Origin of the sequence: Amycolatopsis melonis (genome assembly GCF_040064235.1) — a bacterium.
Classification (GTDB): domain Bacteria; phylum Actinomycetota; class Actinomycetes; order Mycobacteriales; family Pseudonocardiaceae; genus Amycolatopsis; species Amycolatopsis melonis.
On sequence record NZ_JBDZYD010000017.1, the window covers coordinates 159,848 to 181,526 of the forward strand.

A 21,679-nucleotide genomic window follows, 5' to 3' on the forward strand; every position below is an offset into this window, starting at 1 on the left:
ACGACCGGATTATCCGGCGGCGACGAAGTCCGTCCGCGCCGCGCGGTAGTGGTGCGGGCCCAGCAGGACCGCCAGCGCCAGCTGGGCCAGGGTGCCCGTGTCGCACACCAGCGCCGCCGTCACCTCGTCCGGGCGCACGCGCACCGGCACCCGGTCGGCCCGCTCGGTCAGCGCGGCCGCCACGCTCGGCAGCGCCCGGTCGTCCGCGGGCAGGCGGACCACGGCCTCCCGCGCGCCGACCGCGTGCGCGGCGAGCTGCAGGCCGTCGAGGACGAGGTGCGGGGACAGCGTCAGCAGGGCCGGGTGGCCGAGCGGGTCCGCGACGACCGCCGGGACCCGCCACCGGGCCACGCGCAGCTCGGCCGCGACCGGCAGGCCCGCCGCCTCGGCCGCCGCCAGTAGCCGGGCGCGGCCGTCCTCGCCGTGGTAGGCGATCCACGGGACGACGCCGTTGCGGCGCCGGTGCCCCGCCAGGTCGAGCCGGTGCGCGGCGTCCCGGTCAACGGTCCCTGCTTTCCGGTGCATGGGACCGAGTCTGGACCCCGATCCTGGGAAGAACCTGGGAAAACGCTGACCGCCCACTGTGGACACCTACCAATGGGGGTTGACAACGGAAAGTCACCAACGCAGTCTTCCCGTTGTCCGCCGGAGGTTTCCTGGTGTTCACGTGCCGGACCACGCTCCGGCACGAACCGGTCCCCCGCGGTGGGCATCATGAGGCACCCCCACCCCGTCCACGCTGGAGGACCCATGATCCGCAAGCGGATCTTCGCCGCCTTCGCCGCCACCCTGGTCACCGCCGGTGTGGTCACCACGGCCGTCGTCACCGGTTCGGAGGAAACGGCGGCGATCCAGCCTGCCGCGGCCACCGTGCCGGCGTTCGACCACATCGTCCTGGTGATGTTCGAGAACAAGAAGTACTCCTCGATCAACGGCAGTTCCAGCGCGCCCTACTTCAACACTCTCGCCTCGCAGAGCGCGAAGTTCACGAACTCCTTCGCGATCACCCACCCGAGCCAGCCCAACTACGTCGCCCTCTTCTCCGGCGGGACGCAGGGCGTCACCGACGACAGCTGCCCGGCGAACCTGGGCAGCAAGCCCAACCTCGGCCGCCAGCTGATCGACGCGGGCAAGACGTTCACCGGCTACTCCGAAGCCATGCCGTCGGACGGCTACACCGGCTGCTCCAGCGGCACCTACCGGCGCAAGCACAACAGCTGGGTCGACTTCTCGAACGTCCCGGCCGCGAGCAACCTTCGGTTCTCGAAGTTCCCGACCGACTTCACGCAGCTGCCGTCCGTCGCCTTCGTCACGCCCGACATGTGTTCTGACATGCATGATTGCAGCATCGGCACCGGTGACACCTGGCTGAAAAACAAGCTCGACGCCTACGCGCAGTGGGCGAAGACGCACAACAGCCTGCTGATCGTCACCTTCGACGAGGACAGCGGCACGTCGGTCAACCAGATCTTCACCACGTTCACCGGCGCGCACGTCAAGGTGGGCAGCTACAGCGAGTCGATCAACCACTACACCGTCCTGCGCACGATCGAGGCGTCCCACGGCCTGCCCGGCATCGGCAACGCCGCGAGCAAGTCGCCGATCCTCGACATCTGGCAGTAGCCGCGTGTACCTGTCCACCATCGGCCGCCGGGAGCACACCGGGAAAGGGAGGCTCTCGGCGGTCGGCGCGAACGTCTTCGCGCTCGGGACGGTCAGCCTGGTCACCGACGTCTCCTCGGAGATGGTCACCGCGATCCTGCCGGTGTACCTGGTCCTCGGCCTGCACCTGAGCCCGGCGGCGTACGGCCTGGTCGACGGCCTGTACACCGGCGCGACGGCGTTGCTGCGGATCGTCGGCGGGTACGTCGCCGACCGGGTCCGGCGGCGGAAGATCGTGGCAGGCGCGGGTTACGCGCTCTCCGCCGTCGCCAAGCTCGGCCTGCTCGCGGCCGGGTCGTCGGCGGCCGCGATCGGCGCGGTGATCACCGCCGACCGCACCGGCAAGGGCCTGCGGACGGCGCCGCGCGACGCGCTGATCACGCTGTCGGCACCCGAGCCGCTGCTCGGGCGGGCGTTCGGCGTGCACCGCGCGATGGACAGCGCCGGCGCGTTCGCCGGGCCGCTGGTCGCACTCGCCGTCCTCGCCGCGGTCGGCGCCACCGATCCCGCGGCCTTCGACGCCGTGTTCGTCGTCAGCTTCTGCATTGCGGCAATCGGTGTCCTGCTGCTGGTGCTGTTCGTCCGTGACCGCCGCACGCCGCGGCCGGCGAACCCGGTGTCACCGCGGGCGGCAGCGGCCCTGCTGCGTGGTCGCGGGGTACGGCGGCTGCTCGCCGCGGCGTGCGTGCTCGGGCTGGCCACGGTCGGCGACGGGTTCGTGTACCTGCTGCTGCAGCACAAGGAGGACATCGCCACCGGCTGGTTCCCGCTGCTGGCGGTCGGCACGAACCTCTCCTACCTGCTGCTCGCGGCGCCGCTGGGTGCGCTGGCCGACCGCGTCGGGCGGCTGCCGGTGGTGCTGGGCGGCTACGGCGCACTGGCCGTGGTCTACCTGCTGTTGGCCGGGCCGGTGTCCGGCTGGCCGTTGTTCGCGCTCGCGCTGGCGCTGTACGGCGCGTTCTACGCGGCGACCGACGGCGTGCTGATGGCGCTGGCCGGTCCGCTGCTTCCGGAGTCGTTGCGCACCACGGGAATCTCGATGGTCCAGACCGCGCAGGCGCTCGCGTACTTCACCTCGTCCGTCCTCTTCGGACTCGCGTGGCAGTTCTGGGGCCCGGACCGGGCGATCGTGGTCGCGGCGGGAGCGGCGCTGGCCGCGGTCGCCGTGACGTTCGTGGTCCTCTCCCCGAAGCGGGCGGCGGCGTGAAGGCACGCATCCTCGTCGCCATCGCCGGGGTCCTCGTGCTGGCCGGGGCGGCGATCGCGTACGTCGGGTTCGCGAGCGCGCGCAGCCACGACGTCACCGCGACCGGCGCGGTGAGCCTCTCCCCCGGTCCGCGGCTGCTGTTCCGCAGCACCGCCGACGCCGACCGCGGGCACGTGGCGACGGTGTCCACGGCCGATCCCGGCGGCCCGCGGACGGTGTCGCCGCTGTCGTGCGCGCGGGTGTACGCCGCCGGCGGCACCGGCCTCTGCCTGCGCCAGGACGGCGACCTGACGACGTACCAGCTGGCGGTGCTCGACGCGGGACTCGCGGTGACGCGGGAGATCCCGCTGGTCGGGCTGCCGAACCGGGCCCGGGTGTCGGCGAGCGGCCGGATGCTGGCGTGGACGGTGTTCGTGACGGGCGATTCGTACAACGGCGGCATGTTCTCCACCCGCGCGGGCATCCTCGACACGGCGACCGGCGACCTGGCCGGCACGCTGGAGGACTACGCGGTGACGCTCGACGGGAAGCCGTACCAGGCGGCGGACCTCAACTTCTGGGGCGTCACGTTCACCCGCGACGACCGCCACTTCTACGCGACGATGTCGACGGCCGGGCACCGCTACCTGGTCACCGGCGACTTCGCCGCGCACACGATCCGCACGCTGCGCGAGAACGTCGAGTGCCCCTCGGTGTCCCCGGACGGCACGCGGGTGGCGTTCAAGTCCGCGGTGGACGGCAACCCGGCCCACGGCTGGCGGCTTTCGGTGCTGGACGTGGCGAGTTCGACGGTGACGCCGCTGGCGGAGACCCGCAGCGTCGACGACCAGCCCGCCTGGCTGGATGAGCACACGATCGGCTACGGCGTGCCCCGCGGCCCGGGCCACGCGGACGTCTGGTCGGTGCCGTCGGACGGCTCGGGCACGCCGCGCCTGCTCATCCCGGAAGCGGAGTCCCCGGCGGCGCTGGGGCCGTGACCGCGGCAACGGCGCCGATCGCCACACCGACCGCCGTCGTCCGCGACGGCAGCACGGGGTTCCGGTCGCCGATCCGGACGACCTGGGTCAGTGGCGGGCGTCAGTCCAGTTTGCGGAGACCGTCGAGGATGCGCTGCATCAGGTCCGTGTCCGGCGGCGCGAACGCGAACCGCGACGCCGGGACGCGGGCCGCCGGGCGGGAGGGCGGTACCGTGCCCGCCACGCGGGACGGCAGCGGGTCCGGTTCGCGCCGGGTCTGGGCCGGGATCGGCAGCGTCGGCAGGGCGACCGTGCCCTCCTCGGCCAGCCGCCGCAGCGCCTGCTCTTGGCGGACGCGGGCCTGGATGCCCGCCACGGTGAAGTCCGGCTCCGGTTCGGCGTCCGGTGCGGCCGGGGGACGGCGCGGGCGGCGTTCCAGCGCCATCGCCCATGCCGCGGCGGCGAGCGCCGGCAGCAGCAGGCCGGCGGCGATGGCGAGGCCGGGCAGGTCCGCGGCCATCAGAGGGCCCCGGCGGCAGGGAGCAGCATGACGTTCACTTCCGGACGGACGGTTCTTCCGCAATCGCGGATATTTCGGCACCAAATCGTTTTCGCGGACCCCGAAGCCCATCATGCGGGACCGGCAACACTCCCGCAAGCGGCCGAACGGGGTCGCCCATCCGGACACCGAAACAGCACGTCGAAGGGGGTTTCGCGGCGGGGTAGACCGCGGCCTTCACCCCGTAATACGGCTGCCGGTTCGCCGCGGTTCACCGCATTTTTGTACGATTCGTGTACACCGGTGCGGCACCCTCGCCGAATGCGTATTTCGACCTGGCTCGTCGCCGTCGCGCTGGCGGTCACCGGCCTCGCCCCCGCGTCCCCGGCCGTCGCCGCGGACGGTAATCCGCTCGAGAAGACCAACGGCTTCTACGTCGACCCGGACTCGAACCCGGCGGTGTGGGTGCGCGACCACCCTGCCGACAGCCTCGCGGGCCCGATCAAGGCGTCGATCGCCACCAAGCCCGGCGCCCGCTGGTTCGGCAACTGGAGCGGCGACATCCGCGCGTCGGTCGACAAGTTCACCTACGCCGCCGACGTCGCCGACAAGCTGCCGGTGCTGGTCGCCTACAACATCCCCGGCCGCGACTGCGGCGGCGAGTCGACCGGCGGCGCCGGCAGCCCGCAGGCCTACCGCGACTGGATCTCGGCGTTCGCCGACGGCATCGGCGGCAAGCCGGCGATCGTGATCATCGAGCCGGACGCGCTGGCCCAGCTCGACTGCCTGACCGGGACCGCCCGCACCGACCGGATCGACCTGCTGAAGTACGCGGCGACGCAGTTCGCCCAGAAGGCCCCCAACACGTGGGCGTACCTGGACGGCGGCAACGCGACCTGGATCTCCGCCTCGGTGATGGCCGAGCGGCTCAAGTCGGTGGGCGTCCAGTCCATCCACGGGTTCGTGCTCAACGTGTCCAACTTCTACACGACCGCGGAGTCGACGACCTACGGCAAGGCGGTCGACGCGGCGCTGGGCTACGCGGCGCCGTTCGTGGTGGACACCAGCCGCAACGGCAACGGCCACGGCACGGACTCCGAGTGGTGCAACCCGCCGAAGCGCAAGCTCGGTGCAACCTCCCAGCTCGGCGGCGGCCCGGAGATGCAGCTGTGGATCAAGGTCCCGGGTGACTCCGACGGCAGCTGCGGCTACGGCCAGGGCATCCCGGCGGGCACGTTCAGCCCGGTGCTGGCCAACCACCTCATCAAGGGCGACTGACCCGGTCCGTGAATGCCACATTGAGGGACTTGAAGTCCCTCAATGTGGCATTCACGGCTTTCCGCCTCAGCCGAGTGAGCAGGTGCTGGCCAGCTCCGCCGGAGTGGCACCGTCCGGGCGGGGGATCGTCGCCGAGGCCGGGGGACGCTTGCCGTGCAGCCAGCCTGCCAGTGCGTCGAACGCCGTCCGGAAGCAGGGTGCCAGTGGCCGGAGGCGGTCCGGGTACTGGTCGGCCAGGCCGTCGACGTGGTTGCCGCCCTCGATGCGGTAGTAGCGGTGCAGTGCGCCGCGGCCGGCCGCGGTGATCATGCGGTCGTAGACGTCGGAGTCGCGGGTGATCGGCAGCAGCGTGTCGAGCGTGCCGTGCAGGGTCAGCAGCGGCTTGCCGATCCGGCCGGTCAGCGAGATCCGCTCCACCGCCCGCGCCACCGATGGCGGGCGGGACGCGTAGTCGTAGTCCGCGTCACAGGAAGGGGTTCCACTGGCGCAGAAGGGGATTCCGGCCTGCAGTGCGCCGTCGAAGGACGGGTCGACCTCTTCGCGGTAGATCCGCTGGGTCAGGTCCCAGTAGACGCGGTAGTGGTAGTCCCACAGGAACTCCGAGCCTGGCGCGAATCCCGCGTCCAAAATGGACTGGTGCGCTGTCGCGGAACCCGCCGCGTACGCAGGGTAAGCACGCAACGCGGGCGGCAGGAACGTCAGCAGGTTCGGTCCGCTGTCCGTCCACAGTGTCCCTTCCCAGTCGACGCCGCCGTCGTACAGCCACGGCCGGTTCTCCAGCTGCCACCGCACGAGGTACCCGCCGTTGGACAGCCCGGCCGCCAGGGTGCGTGACGGCGGGCGGCCGTAGTGCCGGGTCACCGCGCCGCGTGCCGCGAGCGTCAGCTGGGTGACGCGGAAGTTCCACTCCGCCAGCGCGTCGCCGGGCCGGACGCCGTCGGTGTAGAACGCCGCGCCGGTGTTGCCCTTGTCGGTCGCCGCGAACGCGTAGCCTTCGGCCAGCGCCTGGTCGCCGATCGCGCGGTCGTTCGCGTACTGCCGCCGCACGCCGGGCGCGCCGGAGACGACGAGGCCGCCGTTCCACCGGTCCGGCAGGCGCAGCACGAACTGCGCGTCGTGGTTCCAGCCGTGGTTGGCGTTCGCCGTCGACGTGTCCGGGAAGTAGCCGTCGACCTGGACGCCGGGCACTCCGTGCGGCGCGGGCAGCCCGGCCGGGGTCAGCCCGGCCCAGTCCGCCTCGACGGTGTGGCCCGACGCGAGCGTGCCGGTCGTCGTGAGGTCGTCGAGGCAGGCCGACACCTGCTGCTGCGCGCCCGGCACGGTCACTCCGCAGCGCCCGGCCGAAGCCGACGCCGTCGCGGGCAGGGCCGCCGCGAGTGCCCCTGCCACCACCAGAACCAGCCATCTGCGCACGGTCCACCTCCGGTTTCCGCTGGAACGCCAACCCAAGCGCGTGCGCGACCGCAGAACCATCCCGGCAGGCACCATGAATTCCCGCGCGGATGTGGTGGACGGCCACATGGTCCGCGCGAACGTGCCGTCTTAGCGTCGCTGAGACCCCTCTCAACGACGAGAAGGAACTCACCATGCGCAAACTCGCTCTCGCCGGGCTCGCCGCGGTCACGGCCGCGGTCCTGACCACCGTCGGCGTGGCGTCCGCCGACCCGCCGCCGTCGACGCTCGTCCAGGTCTCCTCGTTCGGCGCCAACCCGGGCGCGCTGGCGATGTACACCTACACCCCGGCCGGGCTCGAACCCGGCCGCCCGGTGGTCGTCGCGCTGCACGGCTGCACGCAGAGCGCCGCCGACTACCACGCGCACTCCGGCTGGCCCGAGCTCGCCGACCGCTGGCGGTTCGAGGTCGTCTTCCCGCAGCAGTCCACCGCGAACAACTCGCTGAAGTGCTTCAACTGGTTCTCCACCGCCGACGACACCCGCGGCAACGGCGAGGCCGCGTCGATCAAATCCATGGTGGACAAGGCCATCGCGGATCACGGCTCGGACCGCTCGCGGGTGTTCGTCACCGGCCTGTCGGCGGGCGGCGGCATGACCGCCGACCTGCTCGCGGCCTATCCGGACGTCTTCGCCGGGGGCGGCATCGATGCCGGACTACCGGCGCAGTGCGCGACGAGCGTCACCGAGGCGACGAACTGCCAGCAGAACGACCAGCATCTGAGCCCGGCGCAGTGGGCGTCGCGGGTGAAGGCGCAGTACCCCGGCTACGGCGGGCCGTGGCCGCGCGTGGCGATCTGGCAGGGCACCGGCGACTACACGGTCTACCCGGTCAACGGCACCGAGCTGCGTGACCAGTGGACGGCGGTCCACGGCGTCTCCCAGACGCCGACGAGCACCCAGTCCCTCCCCGGCGGCACGACCCTGACGACGTACGCCGGCAAGGTGCAGTTGTACTCGATCGCCGGGATGGGCCACGGCACCGCGGTCGACCCGGGCACGGGCCCGGCCCAGTGCGGCAGCACCGGCGCGTACTTCCTCGCCGGCATCTGCTCCAGCTACTACACCGGGTTGTTCTGGGGTCTGGACAACGGAACCGGCACCCCCACGACGACGCCGACCACATCTCCGGGAACGTGCGTGAGCGCGAGCAACTACGCGCACACGCAGGCAGGCCGGGCGCACCAGAGCAACGGGCAGACGTACGCGAACGGATCGAACCAGGCGATGGGGCTGTGGAACACGTTCGTCGTCCACGCCCTGCGCGAGACGTCGCCGGGTTACTGGGTGCTCGCCGACGGGCAGTGCTGAGCCCGCGCGGACCGGCACAGTCGCGCGGTCTCCCGCCGCGCTGAAGGGCACCTTCCTCTCATCTGACGCAGCCGATCCGGACTGGACTCTGTAGGGCGCCGAGGGCGGGCTGAAAGGGACGTTCGTCTCATCTGGTGCAGCGAAAGGGACTTTCCTTGCATCAGACGCCAGGAAAGTCCCTTTCAGCCCACGCGATCGGTGGATCCGGGCCGGGCGTAGTCACATGTCGTGTGATGCGCCCAAGGTGGACCGCCGGGTCACCTGGTGCTGGTCCGCACGGTCGCGGTCCACTCGGCTTCTCCGGCCGGTCCCCGCTCGCCGAGTGCGATCAACGCACAGTCCCGGCCCTGGCCGGACAGTGACTGGGTGATCGTCGTCAGGCCCGCCGCCTCGGCGTCCGGGCCGTCGTCCCAGCCGGCGACCGCGAGGTCCCGCGGGACCGCCAGGCCCCGGCGCCGCGCGGCGTCGAGGACCGCGAACGCCAGCTGGTCGCTCATCGCGATCACCGCGTCCGGGCCGGTGTCCAGGAGCGCTTCGGCCAGTTCGGCCGCTTCCTCGCGGTCGTTGCGGGCGACGACCGCCACCGGAACCGGGCCGCCACAGTGGTCGTAGATCCCGAGAAGGCGTTGCCGCGTCACAGGAAACGCCACCGCGGCCGGGTCCGGCGCAGTTTCCAGGCGGGGACGGCGGTCGCGGCCGAACGGGAAGCTGAGCACCGCCGGGCGCCGGGCCCCGGCGAAGGTGCGCGCCGCCAGTTCGCGGGCCGACGCGCGGTTGTCGATGCCGACCACCCGGGCCCCCGGCACCGCCGGGCCGCCGTGGATCGCGACGGGCTTGCCGAGGCCGGTCACGACGGGGAGCACCGGGTCGGCGTCGACGGTCGTCCAGAGGATGTAGCCGTCGACCGACGCCGACCGGACGCGCTCGGCGTCCTCCTCGGCGCCGGTGGTCGGGATGAGGTTCAGCCCGCTGCCGCGCTCGCGGCACACCTGCGCGACGCCGGAGAGGAAACGCCGGGCCTGCGGGTCGTCGAAGGCGTAGGCGAGGTGCTCGCCGAGCACGACGCCGATCGCGCCGGTGTGCCGCCGCCGCAGGGACCGGGCGGTCGGGTCCGGCCCGCGGTAACCGAGCTCGGCGGCGGCCTCCCGGACCCGCCGCAGCGTGGCGGGCGCGACCCGGTCCGGCTGGTTGTAGCAGTACGACACGGTCATCACCGAGACGCCGCAGTGGCGCGCGACGTCGGTCATCGTCACGCGCGGGGCACTGGACATGCCCCCACCTTAGCTGTGTATCGTTAAACAATGCTCGTCGCACCCCGCACCCGGGTCGCGCTGGGAGCACTCAGTGCCGCCTGTTTCGTGTCCGTGACCTCGGAAAACCTGCCCGTCGCGCTGCTGCCGCAGCTGGCAGGCGGCCTCGGCGTGGCGGAACCGGCCGCCGGGCTCCTGATGACCGGGTACGCGGTCGTCGTCGCGGTGACGGTGGTCCCGCTGGTCGCGCTGACCGCGCGCTGGGACCGCCGCGCGACCGCGCTGGTGACGCTGGCGATGGTCGTGGTCTCCAACCTCGTGCTCGCCGTCGCGCCGGGCTACGGCGTCGCGGTGGCCGCCCGGCTGGTCGCGGCCATGGGCCACGGCGTGTTCTGGTCGGTCGTCGCGGCGATGGCCACCCGGCTGCTCGGCCCCGGCCGCGGCGGCCGCGCGACGACGGTCGTCTTCGCCGGCAACTCCCTGGCCGTCCTGTTCGGGCTCCCGGTCAGCTCGTGGCTCGGCGCCACGCTCGGCTGGCGGCCCGCGGTCCTGGTGGTGGCGGGCGTCGCCGCGCTGACGGCGGCCGTCATCCGCGCCACGGTCGAGCCGATGCCCGCCCAGGCCCCGGACCGGGCGCCGCTCGCCGTCCGGGACGTCGTCACCGACCGGGCACTGGTCCCGGTCCACCTGACGACCCTGCTCGTGGTGACCGCGCACTTCGCGGCCTACACCTACATCACCGCGATCATCGCCCGGTACGTCCGGCTCACCGGCCCGGCGACCTCGACGCTGCTGTTCGCCTACGGCGTGGCCGGGATGGCCGGGCTGGTCCTGATCGGCGGCCGCATCGACCGGCACCCGCGCGCCACCGCACTGGTCACCACGGGCGGCCTGGCCGTCTGCATGCTGGCGCTGCTCGCCGGTGGCCCGGCTGTCGTGTCGGGGGCGGTGATCGTGCTGTGGGCCGCGCCGGGTGCGGGCATCGGCGTGGTGCTGCAGGCGGCGGTCCTGCGCGTGGCGAAGGACCGGCCGGACCTCGCGTCGGCGGTCTACGTCGTGGCGTTCCAGGTCGGCATCGCCCTCGGCGCGGCGTTCGGCGGCTTCGCCCTGGACCACGGTGCCCTGCCCGCAGCAGTTCTGGCTTCCGCAGCCATCGCCCTCACCGCGACCGTCGTCGTCCGCCGGTCCGCCGCGTTCGGCTCACCCGGCTAGCCGGTGCAGCCGCAGCGCCAGCTGGATCTCCAGTGCCCGGTCCGGCGCCTGCCAGTCCTCCCCCAGCAGCGACGCCACCCGCTCCAGCCGCTGCACCACCGTGTTCACGTGGACGTGCAGGACGTCCTTCGTGCGCGCCAGCTGGGACCCGCTCGCGAAGTACGCCCGCAACGTCGCCACCAGCTCCGTCCCGCGGCGCTCGTCGTAGTCGAGGACCGGGCCGAGGGTCTGCCGGACGAACGCGTCGAGGTCCGCGCGGTCGCCGAGCAGCTGGCCGAGGAAACCGAGTCCCGCCATCGCCGCGCCCTCGCCGGTCCGGCCGAGCGCGAGCAGTGCCCGGACGCAGCGGGCCGCTTCCGCGTGTGCCCGCGCGATCGCCGACGGGCCGCTCGCCGGGCCGGCCGCGCCCACCGTGACCGGGCGGCCGGTCGCCGCGCCCAGGTCGGCCGCGACACGGCGGGCCAGCTCGTCGGGGTCGCCCGTGCCGAGCAGCACGACCTCCTCCGCGTGCACGCCCACCAGCGTCGCGTGCCGGGCGGCGGCGCTCGCGACGCGCCGCCGCGAGCCGCCGTCGGCGTGTGCCACCAGGACCGCGTGCGGGGCCGACAGGTCGATCCCGAGCCGCCGTCCGCGGGCCAGCAGCGCCCGCGGGTTGCGGTCCGGTGCCGTGAGCAGGTCGGTCAGCAGCTCGCCGCGGACCTCGTCCTCGGCCCGCACCACCGAGCGCCGCAGCATCAGCAGCAGCGCCGTCACGACGCCGGCGCGTTCGAACAGCCGCCGGTCGGGGTCGGTCAGCCCGGCGCGCCCGGCCAGCACGAGACTGCCGAGCAGTTCCGGACCGGCCTGCACCGCGCACACCCAGTTGTCCTTTGTGGACACGGCACGGCCGCCGGCGCGGGCCGCGGCGAGCGCGTCCGGGTCGAGGGGTGACGGCGCCGCCGAACTGGCCAGGAGCGTGCCGTCGGCGTCGTACACCGTGAGGTCGCCGTGCATGACGTCGGCGACGGCGTCGGCGATCTCGGGCAGGTCGCCGCCGCGCAGCACCAGGTCGGTCAGCCGGTCGTGCGCGTCCTCGGCGCGTTCCATCGTCGCGTTGACCTCGTTGAGCTCGGCGACGGCGCGGCGGGTCTGGTCGAGCAGGTTGGCGCTGTCCAGCGCGATGGCCGCGTGGTCGGCCAGCGACGACAGCAGCGCGACCTCGTCGGCGGTGAACTCCCGGGTCGCGCGGTCGGAGGCGAAGAGCACCCCGAGGACCTTCGGGCCGATCGCGAGGGGGACGCCGAGGATCGCGGTCAGGCCTTCGTCGCGGACGCCGGAGTCGATGTGCCGGGTGTGCTTGAACCGGTCGTCGGTGAAGTAGTCCGACGTCGCGTACGGCCGGGCGGTCTGCGCGACGAGCCCGCCGAGACCCTCCCCCATGCCGAGCACGATCTGCTGGAACTCCGCCGACACCGACCCGTCGCTGACGCGGATGTAGGTCTTGCCCTCGGCCTCGTTGTTGAGGCTCAGGTACGAGACGTCGACGTTGAGCAGTGCCCGCGCCCGCCGGACGATCGAGCGCAGCACGGTGTCCGGATCGGACAGTGCGGCGAGTTCGCTGGCGGTCTCGAACAGCGCGACGAGCTGGGCTTCGCGCCGCCGGTGCTCCTCCAGGGTCTCGCGGATCCGCAGGGCCTGCTCGCCCGCGCCGGCCAGCGCGGCGAGGTCGGCGGGCCCGAGCGTGCCTTCGGCGCGGGCGGTCACGACGACGTGCGCCAGCTGCTCGGTGCTCGCCCCGGAGGCGAGCAGGTCGAGCAGCCGGCGCAGCGCGGTGTCGGATCCGGACGGTGCGGTCACGGCGGTCATGCTAGGGCGAAACGGCCGCCGTCTCCGCTTCGACGGCGTCGTCGTGCAGCGACGTGCCGCGGGTCTCGCGGGCGGCGAGCAGCGCGATCACCGTGAGCAGGCACATTGCCGCGACGTACAGCGAGACCGGCACGGTGCTGCCCCAGGCGGAGAACAGCGCCACGGCGATCAGCGGCGCGACGGCACCGGCGGCGATGGAGGACAGCTGGCCGCCCACCGAAAGCCCGGTGTAGCGCACGCGGGTCGGGAACTGCTCGGCGAAGAACGCCGCCTGCGGCCCGTACATCGCGCCGTGCAGCACCAGCCCGACGATCGTCGCCAGCACGATCACCGCCGAGGACTTCGTGTCCAGCAGCGCGAAGAACGCGAAGCCCCACACGGCCATCCCGATCGCGCCGGTCAGGTACACCGGACGGCGGCCGACGCGATCCGACAGCGCGCCCCACAGCGGGATCGTCACGAAGTGCACGGCCGAGCCGACGAGCACCGCGCTCAGGCCGACGCCCTTCGGCAGGTGCAGCCCGGTCGTGACGTAGACCAGGATGAACGCGGTGAGCACGTAGTAGGAGACGTTCTCGGCCATCCGGGCGCCGATGGTGATCAGCACCTGGCGCCAGCTGCGGCGGAAGACGTCGACGACCGGCACGTGCTTCTCGGCCCGTTCCGCCGCCTTCGCCTGCGCGGCCAGGAACACCGGCGACTCGGCGACGGCCAGCCGGATCCACAACCCGATCAGCAGCAGCACACCGGAGAGCAGGAACGGGACACGCCAGCCCCAGGACAGGAACGTCGCGTCCGACTGCGTCGCGGACAGGATCGCCAGCACCGCCGTGGCCAGGAGGTTCCCGCCGGGCGCGCCGCACTGCGGCCAGCTCGCCCAGAACCCGCGGCGGCGGTCGTCGCCGTGCTCGGAGACGATCAGGACCGCGCCACCCCACTCGCCGCCGAGCGCGAAGCCCTGGACCAGCCGCAGCAGCGTGAGCAGCAGCGGCGCCACGACACCCGCGGCCGCGTACGTCGGCAGGACACCCATCAGGCAGGTCGAGCCGCCCATCAGCACCAGGCTGAGGATGAGCAGCTTCTTGCGCCCGAGCCGGTCGCCGAAGTGGCCGAAGACCAGGCCGCCGACCGGCCGGGCGAGGAACCCGACGGCGTAGGTCAGGAACGCCAGCAGCGTGCCGGTGAGCGGGTTGGCCGTCGGGAAGAACAGCTTGTTGAACACCAGCGCGGCGGCCGAGGTGTAGAGGAAGAAGTCGTACCACTCGATGGTGGTGCCGATCAGGCTCGCGCCGACGATCTTGGCGATCGCCGACCGGTGGGGTTGGCTCACTGCGGGCTCCACTTCCTTGTGGGGTCGGGTTTGTCTTACGAAGCGGTCCAGCCGCCGTCGAGCGGGATGGAGGCCCCGGTGACGTGGCCGGCGCGCGGGGAGCACAGCCACACCACCAGGGAAGCGACGTCGTCCGGTTCGATGAGCTTCTTGATCGCGGCGCGCCGGAGCAGGACCTCGGCGACGACGTCCTCGCGCGGGATGGCGTGCTCGGCGGCCTGCGCGTCGATCTGGCCGTCGACCAGCGGCGTGCGGACGTACCCGGGGTTCACGCAGTTGCTGGTGACGCCGTGCTCGGCCCCTTCGAGCGCGGCGACCTTGGAGAGGCCTTCGAGACCGTGCTTCGCGGCGACGTACGCGGCCTTGTAGGGGGAGGCACGCAGCCCGTGGACGCTCGACATGTTGACGATCCGGCCCCAGCCCCTGGCGTACATCGACGGCAGCGTGCGCCGGATGAGCAGGAAGGGTGCGGTGACCATCAGCGCCTGGATCCGGGCGAACTCGGCGGGCGGGAAGTCCTGGAGCGGCGCGACGTGCTGGATCCCGGCGTTGTTGACCAGGATGTCGACTTCGGCGGGGAGCGTGTCGACGGCGGAGGGATCGGTGAGGTCGGCGACGTGCGCCCAGCCCCCGACCTCGGTGGCGGCGGCCTCGGCCCGCGCGGCGTCGACGTCGGCGACGTGCACCTTGGCCCCCGCCGCGGCGAGGGCGCGGACGCAGGCCAGGCCGATACCGCCGGCCCCACCGGTGACGAGGGCGGTGCGCCCGTCCAGATCGCTGGTCATGGACGGGAACGGTAAGCGTGACGCGGGTCGCGGGCCATGTGTGCGAGCACCACAAGTCGCGAAGATCCCGTGGTGCTCTGCCACATGGCTTCAGCGCGCCAGCATGGCGAGGTAGTGCGGATTGGTCATCACCCCGAGGACGTTGCCGAAGGGGTCGACGACCGACGCCGTCACGAACCCGTCCCCGCGTTCGATCACCGGCTCGTACTCCTTGGCGCCCAGCTCCAGCAGGCGCGCGACCGTCGCCTGGAGGTCGTCGACGTGCCAGAAGACGACCGCGCCGCCCGGCTGGTCCGGGCGGGTGGGCGCGTGCTTCCGGTCGATGATGCCGAGTTCGTGCTGGTGGTCGCCGAGCCGGAACTCCGAGTACCCGGGGACGTTGAAGTACGGCTCCAGCCCCAGGAACTCGGTGTACCAGGCCTTCGCGGCCGCGTGGTCGTCGGCGTAGTAGGTCACGGTGGCCATTCCTCGCAGCATGTCCTGCTCCTCTCAAGCGGTGGTGCGAACAGCATGCGGAGTGAAAGTGCTCATCGAGTGAGCACTTTGTTTGCGACACTTTCCGCATGCGCGCCGACCGCCTCGTGGCCACGCTCCTGCTGATGCAGGCCCGCGGCCGCGTCACGGCCGCCGAACTGGCGGCCGAGCTGGAGATCTCCGTCGCGACCGCGCGCCGGGACCTGGAAGCCCTCTCGGCGGCCGGGGTGCCCGTCTATCCGCAGCCCGGCCGCGGCGGCGGGTGGCAGCTGGTCGGCGGCGCGCGCACCGACCTGTCCGGCCTGAGCGCACGCGAAGCGCAGGCGCTGTTCCTCCTGGGGGGCCCGGCCGCGGCGGGCTCCCCGGAGGTGAAGTCGGCGCTGCGGAAGCTGATGGGCGCCCTGCCGGGCACGTTCCGCGCGGACGCCGAAGCCGCGGCGGACGCGGTGGTCGTCGACCAGGCGGGGTGGGGCGAGCGCCCGAAGGAGCGGCCTCCGATGGTGGAGCTGCTGCGCGACGCCGTGATCGCCCGCCGCCGGGTCCACCTGGTGTACGCCGGACGCGAACGCTCGGAACGGCTCGTGGACCCGTGGGGCCTGGTCGACAAGGACGACGTCTGGTACCTGGTGGCGGGCACGGCGAAGGGCCGCCGGACGTTCCGCGTGGACCGGATCGTGACGGCCACCCCTACCGAGGAGGCCGCGGACCGGCCGTCGGACCTGGAACTGGCCTCGGTGTGGCGGGAAGTGGTCGAGGAGGTCGAGCGCCGGCGGTCCCTGCTGACCGCGGACGTGGTGCTGGCCCGCCGCCACCTGCCGGTGATGCAGGGCCGGTTCGGACGGCACTGCACGCTGGTCGCCGAGCTGCCGGAGGACCGGGTGCGCGTCCGGGTCGCGGCCCCGGCGCCGGTCATGATCGCCCAGGAGCTGGCGGGGTGGGGCGCGGACGTCCAGGTCGAGGGCCCGGAGTCCGTGCGGGCCGAGCTGGCCCGCATCGGTGCGGTGCTGGTCGCCCGTTATGCCCCCGATCCGGTGAATGCCAACCGGAGCAGAACTCCCGGGTAGCTCACCGACGGCACACGAATGTGGCCACTATGCTCGGTGAACGGCGTTAATCGATCTACAATGGACACCCGCGGACCCACTGCCAGTGTCCGTTACCGGCTGGTATCTGGCCGTTCGGAGTATCCGTGATCACCCGTTTGCTGATAACGTGACGCCTCCGTGACCTGAACGTCTGTTCGGTGACACTGCGGTGAGGGCAGAAGATGCGTGACGATGTGGTCGAGGCGAGCGCCGTTGTCGGGCATTCGCCGGAGGTGGTGTGGCAGATCGTCGGATCGCCGGAGTGGTACTCGCGGTTCGTGCCGGAGATCAGCTGGTGCGAGATCCACGAGCCGGCCACACGCGGGCGCGGCCCGAAAGGCCTGATCCGGATCGCGCCCGAGCGCGGGCCGATGCTGGAGACGCGGATACAGGCCGTCGTGTACCGGCCGGGCGAGCACGTCGTGTGGTGCGGCATCCCCGACGAGGGCACCTGGGTCTCGCTCGAACTCAGACCGCTGGCAGGCGGGCGGACCGAGCTGTTCGTCCGGATGATGCTGCCGCCGTCGCACCTGGACCTGGTCTCGTCGGTCAAGAAGGACGTGCGGGCGGTCGCGCGGCGGCTCGACCTGCACCTCGCCGGCGAGGCCGACGCCGAAGCCGACCAGGACGGCACCAAGGCCACCAAGCTGCGCACGGCGGGCATCCTCGTGCGCGCGGGCGTGCTCAGTGCCGCCCGGCCGGACAAGCTGGCCCGCCAGCTGAACTCCCTCGCGCAGTGGGGCGCCACCGTCGCGGGCGGCTACCAGGCCTCCGCGGCCCGCGTCCCCGACGAGCCCGCGCTGCACGACGAGCGCAGCCTCCGCACCTTCCGCCAGGTCCAGGAACGCACCGACCGGCTCGCCAACGCGCTGAGCGAGCTGGGTGTCGGCGAGCGCGACCGGATCGCGCTGATGTGCCGCAACCACGGCGCGATGGTCGAGTCGTTCGTCGCCGCGAGCAAGCTCGGCGCCGACGTCCTGCTGCTCAACACCGGCCTGTCCGCGGCCTCGGTCAAGGACGTGCTCGCCGAGCACCAGCCCGCCGCGGTCATGGCCGACGACGAGTTCGCCCAGACCATCGCGAACGTGCCGGGCGAGTTCGCGCGGATCAGCACGTGGCCGGACGCCGACGCCGGCTACCCGACCGTCGACGAGCTGATCCAGGCCGCGCCCGCCGACCCGCCGAAGCCCGCCGACCGGCCCGGCCGCCTGGTCGTGCTGACCTCCGGCACCACCGGGACGCCGAAGGGCGCGCGCCGCCCCACCCCGAAGGGCCTCGGCTCGGCCGCGGCGATCCTCGACCGCATCCCGCTGCGGGCCGGCGACCGGCTCCTCGTCGCGGCGCCGCTGTTCCACACCTGGGGTCTCGCCGCGATGCAGATCGGCATGGCGCTGCGGTCCTCGCTGGCGCTGAACCGCAAGTTCGACGCCGAAGAGACGTTGCGGACGATCGCCGAGCAGAAGTGCGACGCGCTGTTCGCCGTGCCGATCATGCTGCAGCGGATCATGGACCTGCCCGAGCGGGTCCGCGCGCGCTACGACCTGTCGTCGCTGCGGATCGTCGCCAGCAGCGGCTCGGCGATGTCCGGCGCGTTCGTGACGGCGTTCATGGACACCTTCGGCGACATCCTCTACAACTTCTACGGCTCGACCGAGGTGTCGTGGGCGAGCATCGCCGACCCGGCCGACCTGCGCGCGGCCCCGACCACGGCGGGCCGCTGCCCGCTCGGCACGCGGCTGGCGATCCTCGACGAGGACCGCAAGCCGGTGCCGCCGGGCGCCGAAGGCCAGATCTTCGTCGGCAACGACATGCTGTTCGAGGGCTACACGAACGGAACCGACCCGGCGCGGGCGGCGGACCTGATGGCAACCGGCGACGTCGGCTACCTCGACGCGGCGGGACGGTTGTTCGTCACCGGCCGCGCCGACGAGATGATCGTCTCCGGCGGCGAGAACGTGTTCCCCCGCCCGGTCGAGGAGGCACTGGTGGCCTTGCCGGGCGTCCACGACGCGGCGGTGGTCGGCGTGGCGGACGCGGAGTGGGGCCAGCGCCTGGCGGCGTACGTCGTCCCGCGGCGCGGCGCTTCCCTGCACGCGGAGGACATCCGCCAGTACATCCACCAGCGCCTGGCCCGCTTCGCGGTGCCGCGCGACGTGTATTTCGTGCCGGACCTGCCCCGCAACGCGACGGGCAAGATCCTCAAGCGCCTCCTGCACGACGACACCTGGACGACGAGCGACTACTGACCCCGGCTCCCCAACGCCCCAAGGTAGCCTTGGGTGCGCTGGTGAACACAGCGGCGCGAAGCGCCTCCGTTGAGGGCGGCGGTGGGGGCATGGGAGGAGCGCCCAAGGCCACATTCGGTGCGCTCAACGCATCGAAGGCCACCTTGGGTGCGGTGAGCGCACCGAAGGCCAACGGCCAATTGGTGACCTACTGTCCGATGGGCAAGGCGCAGGCCCGGCGCAGCCGGGGAGTGGGTCACCCCAGCGTCTTGAATGACTCATTCAGGACCTCCGAAGACCTGAATGAGTCATTCAAGACACCGCACCACCCTCCGACCGCACCCCGGACCACAGTTCCCCCCGAAACGGAGGCCAGCAAAGGTGGTTCGCCAAGGCCACATTCGGTGCGCTCAACGCACCGAAGGCCACCTTGGGGCGCTGGCGACCGGCCAACGAACCGCCGCCGAAGGCCCGGCTCAGCCGACCGGCTGCCGCAGCACCGTCTTCAGCTTCGCGGGGTCCGTGCGCCGCGGGTCGCCGAGGTAGATCTCGTGGTGCAGCCCGGTCGGCGTCAAGCCGTGTGCCGGCAGGAATTCTCCGTGCAGGCGGGCCAGCAGCGGGCCTTCGTCGTCGTAGGGGCCGATGTGCAGCGCCTGCGCGCAGCGGCCCTCGTGCAGCTTCTCGACGCGGACCGGCACGTCGATCTTCTTCTTGCGCCGCACCGATTCCCGCGCTTCCTGGACGGTGTCCTCGCCGATCCGCCCCGGCAGCGAGATGAGCATCGTCCACTGCCAGGAATCCTTGGCCCGCACGGTGAACGCGGCGTAGTCCTCGGCCCACCACAGGCCTTCCAGCGGCCCGACGACGAAGTCCCCACCGGCCATCCTGATCGTGTATGCGACCGCGTAGAGCGCCTGGACCGCCTGCCGGTAGCTCTCCGCCGTGTTCGGGTTGCCGCGGCCGTCGACCGCGAGAAACTGCTGGCCCGGCACGTCCACCAGCGCCCAGTCCGTGTTCTTCGGCGCGTAGAGGTGCTTGAGGTCCTTCTTGACGTCGTAGGGCATCACAGTGTCCTTCCAGCCAGCCACCGGGCTTCGGCTTCGAGCTGGGCGACGGAGTAGTCGAAGATCGCCCGGACGAACGGCGGCGCGCCGGACTGGGCGGCGGCCGCGCGGCGGACTTCCGCCAGCTTGTCCTCGACCGCTTCGGCGCGGCGAGCCAGCGCCGCTTTCAGCCGGGCAGGCGGGATCGCCGGGCTGTTCGCCAGTCCCACCAGGACCGGCGGGTGCACCGGGCGCAGTTCGGCGATCGCCGCCTCCGCCGCGGCCGCGCACGCTTCCCGGCCCGCTTCGGTGACCGTGAACGTCTTCTTGGCCTTGGCGTGCGCGCGCTCCCCCGCGACCTCGGCGACCAGGCCGCGGTCGCGGAGCTTGCCGAGCACGTAGTAGATCGAGCTGAACCCGAGGGCGGTCCAGTCGCGCATACCGCGTTCGGACACGACTTCGTCCAGCTCGTAGCCGTGCCTCGGCCGCTCGGCCACGAGGCCGAGCACCGTCAGTTCCGCATCCGTCAGCACGCCGGTATTCTAGTACTGGAATAGCGGCCCGCGTCAACGCCTCCGGAAATTGTCGGTGGGTACTGGCATGCTTCAGCCAGGACCGGAAACCCGAGGGAGAACAGTGGGGGGACAGGTGGTGGCGGCGGTGCCGTGGACCGCGGAACACGTGGCGGGGCTGGCCCCGGACGCCGCTTCGGAGAAGGCGGGCCGGGCGCTCGCCGCGCCTGCCCGGTGGTCGGGCGCGGGTGCGTCCGATGACGCCGTGTGGGGCTTCTGCCAGGGCAGTGGCAAGAAGCCGTACCAGACGTGCGTCGCACTCGGCGAGCCCGCGTTCCGGTGTTCCTGTCCCAGCCGGAAGTTCCCGTGCAAGCACGCGCTGGGACTGCTGATGCTGTGGGCGGCCGGGCAGGTGCGCGCCGGGCCGCCGCCGGACTGGGTGCACGCCTGGCTGGCCGAACGCGCCGAACGCGCCGAACGCGCTCGCCGGGCGGAAAACCGCGCCGAGGCGGCCGGGCCGAAGGACGAGGAGGCGGCCGCCCGCCGCGCCGGGGAACGCGCCGCGCGCGTCGAAGGCGGCGTCGCGGAACTGAAGATCTGGCTGACCGACCGGATCGGTGCCGGCTTCGCGGGCTTCGACCGCAACGGCGGCGAAGAGCTCCGCACGGTCGCGGCGCGGATGGTCGACGCGCAGGCGTCCGGCCTCGCGGGCGGCCTGCGGCGCGCGGCGGGCATCGTCGGCCGCCGGGACTGGCCGGAGGCGCTGCTCGGCGAGCTGTCGTTGCTGTACCTGCTCGCGGACGCGGCGAGCAGGCTGGCCGCCCTGCCCCCGCCACTGGCGGAGACGGTCCGGACGCGGCTGGGCTTCTCAGTCGAGACGGCACGCGTGCTCGAGCAGGGCGAACGCGTGCAGGACGACTGGCTGATCACCGGCGCGGCCGACGAGGAGAACGACCGGCTGCTCACGCGCCGGACGTGGCTGCGCGGGCGTCGCACGGGACGGGACGCGCTGGTGCTGTCGTTCGCGCCGCCGGGCCGTCCGCTCGACGCGTCGCTGCCTCCGGGGCACGTGCTCGCGGCGGAGCTGGCGTTCTACCCCGGTGCGGCACCGCTGCGGGCTCTCGTGGCCGAGCGCGGAATCCCCCTCGCGGCCCCGGCGGCCGACGGCGGTTCGATCGAGGACGCGCTGGCGGCGTACGCCAGGGCGATGGCCGCGGACCCGTGGCTGGAACGCTGGCCGGTCCTGCTGTCGGGGGTGACCCCGGCCGAGCACGCCGGCGGCTGGTGTCTGTCCGAAAAGGACGGAACAGCGCTGCCGCTGGTGCCGTCGGCGTTCCCGTGGTCGCTGCTGGCCCTGTCGGCGGGCCGTCCGCTGACGGTGGCAGGCGAGTGGAGCCCGGCAGGCCTGCGGCCCCTGACCTGCTGGCACGAAGACCGGGCGGTGCGGCTGTGACCTCCATGCCCCGGCCGTTCCGGCTCGTGAGTGAGAAACAGTGTTCTAACCCTGTTTCTCACTCACGACAAGCCACGGCAGACCTCTCACTCGCGACTCTC

The 21,679-nt window shown here is 72.5% G+C and carries 19 protein-coding genes; 9 read left to right on the plus strand and 10 right to left on the minus strand.

Annotation, left to right across the window (positions count from 1 at the left end; all coding sequences use genetic code 11):
- Window positions 1-9 precede the first annotated feature (9 nt).
- Entirely contained in the window at window positions 10-525 is a 516-nt protein-coding gene (locus ABJI51_RS38345) for a hypothetical protein (RefSeq protein WP_348956059.1), read from the minus strand.
- A gap of 225 nt (window positions 526-750) precedes the next feature.
- Between ABJI51_RS38345 and ABJI51_RS38350 the strand changes: the two genes are divergently transcribed.
- Genes ABJI51_RS38350 through ABJI51_RS38360 form a run of 3 tightly spaced genes read left to right on the plus strand, consistent with a single transcriptional unit; the run spans window position 751 to window position 3,846 of the window.
- Window positions 751-1,623: an alkaline phosphatase family protein gene (locus ABJI51_RS38350; RefSeq protein ID WP_348956060.1), complete on the plus strand. Its 873-nt coding sequence runs from the start codon at window positions 751-753 to the stop codon at window positions 1,621-1,623.
- Between the two features lie 4 nt (window positions 1,624-1,627).
- Window positions 1,628-2,869, plus strand: coding sequence for an MFS transporter (locus ABJI51_RS38355; protein ID WP_348956061.1), 1,242 nt, complete (start codon window positions 1,628-1,630; stop codon window positions 2,867-2,869).
- Entirely contained in the window at window positions 2,866-3,846 is a 981-nt protein-coding gene (locus tag ABJI51_RS38360; protein ID WP_348956062.1) for a TolB family protein, read from the plus strand. Before ABJI51_RS38355 ends, ABJI51_RS38360 begins: the two co-directional genes overlap by 4 nt.
- Window positions 3,847-3,946: 100 nt before the next feature.
- On the opposite strand, the gene ABJI51_RS38365 is transcribed toward ABJI51_RS38360, so the two are convergent.
- Complete coding sequence (locus ABJI51_RS38365; RefSeq protein WP_348956063.1) at window positions 3,947-4,345, minus strand: hypothetical protein; 399 nt, start codon at window positions 4,343-4,345, stop codon at window positions 3,947-3,949.
- A gap of 300 nt (window positions 4,346-4,645) precedes the next feature.
- Here ABJI51_RS38365 and ABJI51_RS38370 point away from each other — a divergent pair, with 300 nt between their 5' ends.
- Complete coding sequence (locus ABJI51_RS38370; protein WP_348956064.1) at window positions 4,646-5,602, plus strand: glycoside hydrolase family 6 protein; 957 nt, start codon at window positions 4,646-4,648, stop codon at window positions 5,600-5,602.
- Window positions 5,603-5,668: 66 nt separating this feature from the next.
- On the opposite strand, the gene ABJI51_RS38375 is transcribed toward ABJI51_RS38370, so the two are convergent.
- Window positions 5,669-6,997 carry a tannase/feruloyl esterase family alpha/beta hydrolase gene (locus tag ABJI51_RS38375; protein WP_348956136.1) on the minus strand — a complete coding sequence of 443 codons (1,329 nt, stop codon included), beginning with the start codon at window positions 6,995-6,997 and terminating at the stop codon, window positions 5,669-5,671.
- Window positions 6,998-7,188: 191 nt separating this feature from the next.
- On the opposite strand from ABJI51_RS38375, the gene ABJI51_RS38380 reads away from it, so the two are divergent.
- On the plus strand, window positions 7,189-8,364 hold the full coding sequence (locus ABJI51_RS38380) for an extracellular catalytic domain type 1 short-chain-length polyhydroxyalkanoate depolymerase (protein WP_348956065.1): 1,176 nt from the start codon (window positions 7,189-7,191) through the stop codon (window positions 8,362-8,364).
- Between the two features lie 257 nt (window positions 8,365-8,621).
- On the opposite strand, the gene ABJI51_RS38385 is transcribed toward ABJI51_RS38380, so the two are convergent.
- On the minus strand, window positions 8,622-9,635 hold the full coding sequence (locus ABJI51_RS38385) for a LacI family DNA-binding transcriptional regulator (protein WP_348956066.1): 1,014 nt from the start codon (window positions 9,633-9,635) through the stop codon (window positions 8,622-8,624).
- Between the two features lie 30 nt (window positions 9,636-9,665).
- On the opposite strand from ABJI51_RS38385, the gene ABJI51_RS38390 reads away from it, so the two are divergent.
- Complete coding sequence (locus ABJI51_RS38390) at window positions 9,666-10,826, plus strand: MFS transporter (protein WP_348956067.1); 1,161 nt, start codon at window positions 9,666-9,668, stop codon at window positions 10,824-10,826.
- On the opposite strand, the gene ABJI51_RS38395 is transcribed toward ABJI51_RS38390, so the two are convergent.
- The 4 genes from ABJI51_RS38395 to ABJI51_RS38410 all read right to left on the minus strand — a co-directional run bounded on the left by ABJI51_RS38395 (window position 10,815) and on the right by ABJI51_RS38410 (window position 15,263).
- Complete coding sequence (locus ABJI51_RS38395) at window positions 10,815-12,671, minus strand: helix-turn-helix domain-containing protein (RefSeq protein ID WP_348956068.1); 1,857 nt, start codon at window positions 12,669-12,671, stop codon at window positions 10,815-10,817. The two genes, ABJI51_RS38390 and ABJI51_RS38395, sit on opposite strands and share 12 nt — an antisense overlap.
- Window position 12,672: 1 nt before the next feature.
- Complete coding sequence (locus ABJI51_RS38400; protein ID WP_348956069.1) at window positions 12,673-14,001, minus strand: MFS transporter; 1,329 nt, start codon at window positions 13,999-14,001, stop codon at window positions 12,673-12,675.
- Window positions 14,002-14,036: 35 nt separating this feature from the next.
- On the minus strand, window positions 14,037-14,786 hold the full coding sequence (locus ABJI51_RS38405) for a 3-hydroxybutyrate dehydrogenase (RefSeq protein ID WP_348956070.1): 750 nt from the start codon (window positions 14,784-14,786) through the stop codon (window positions 14,037-14,039).
- Between the two features lie 90 nt (window positions 14,787-14,876).
- Window positions 14,877-15,263 (minus strand): VOC family protein, encoded by a 387-nt coding sequence (locus ABJI51_RS38410; protein WP_348956071.1) that lies wholly within the window; start codon window positions 15,261-15,263, stop codon window positions 14,877-14,879.
- An 86-nt stretch (window positions 15,264-15,349) separates the two neighbouring features.
- Between ABJI51_RS38410 and ABJI51_RS38415 the strand changes: the two genes are divergently transcribed.
- Both ABJI51_RS38415 and ABJI51_RS38420 read left to right on the plus strand, forming a co-directional pair.
- Entirely contained in the window at window positions 15,350-16,324 is a 975-nt protein-coding gene (locus ABJI51_RS38415) for a helix-turn-helix transcriptional regulator (protein ID WP_348956072.1), read from the plus strand.
- Window positions 16,325-16,527: 203 nt separating this feature from the next.
- Window positions 16,528-18,591, plus strand: a complete 2,064-nt coding sequence (locus ABJI51_RS38420) for an AMP-binding protein (RefSeq protein WP_348956073.1) — start codon at window positions 16,528-16,530, stop codon at window positions 18,589-18,591.
- 455 nt (window positions 18,592-19,046) lie between these two features.
- On the opposite strand, the gene ABJI51_RS38425 is transcribed toward ABJI51_RS38420, so the two are convergent.
- Window positions 19,047-19,634, minus strand: a complete 588-nt coding sequence (locus ABJI51_RS38425) for a GyrI-like domain-containing protein (RefSeq protein ID WP_348956074.1) — start codon at window positions 19,632-19,634, stop codon at window positions 19,047-19,049.
- Window positions 19,634-20,146, minus strand: a complete 513-nt coding sequence (locus tag ABJI51_RS38430; protein ID WP_348956075.1) for a PadR family transcriptional regulator — start codon at window positions 20,144-20,146, stop codon at window positions 19,634-19,636. The genes ABJI51_RS38425 and ABJI51_RS38430 overlap by 1 nt, the downstream gene beginning before the upstream one ends.
- Before the next feature lie 103 nt (window positions 20,147-20,249).
- On the opposite strand from ABJI51_RS38430, the gene ABJI51_RS38435 reads away from it, so the two are divergent.
- Complete coding sequence (locus ABJI51_RS38435) at window positions 20,250-21,578, plus strand: SWIM zinc finger family protein (RefSeq protein WP_348956076.1); 1,329 nt, start codon at window positions 20,250-20,252, stop codon at window positions 21,576-21,578.
- Window positions 21,579-21,679: the final 101 nt, after the last annotated feature.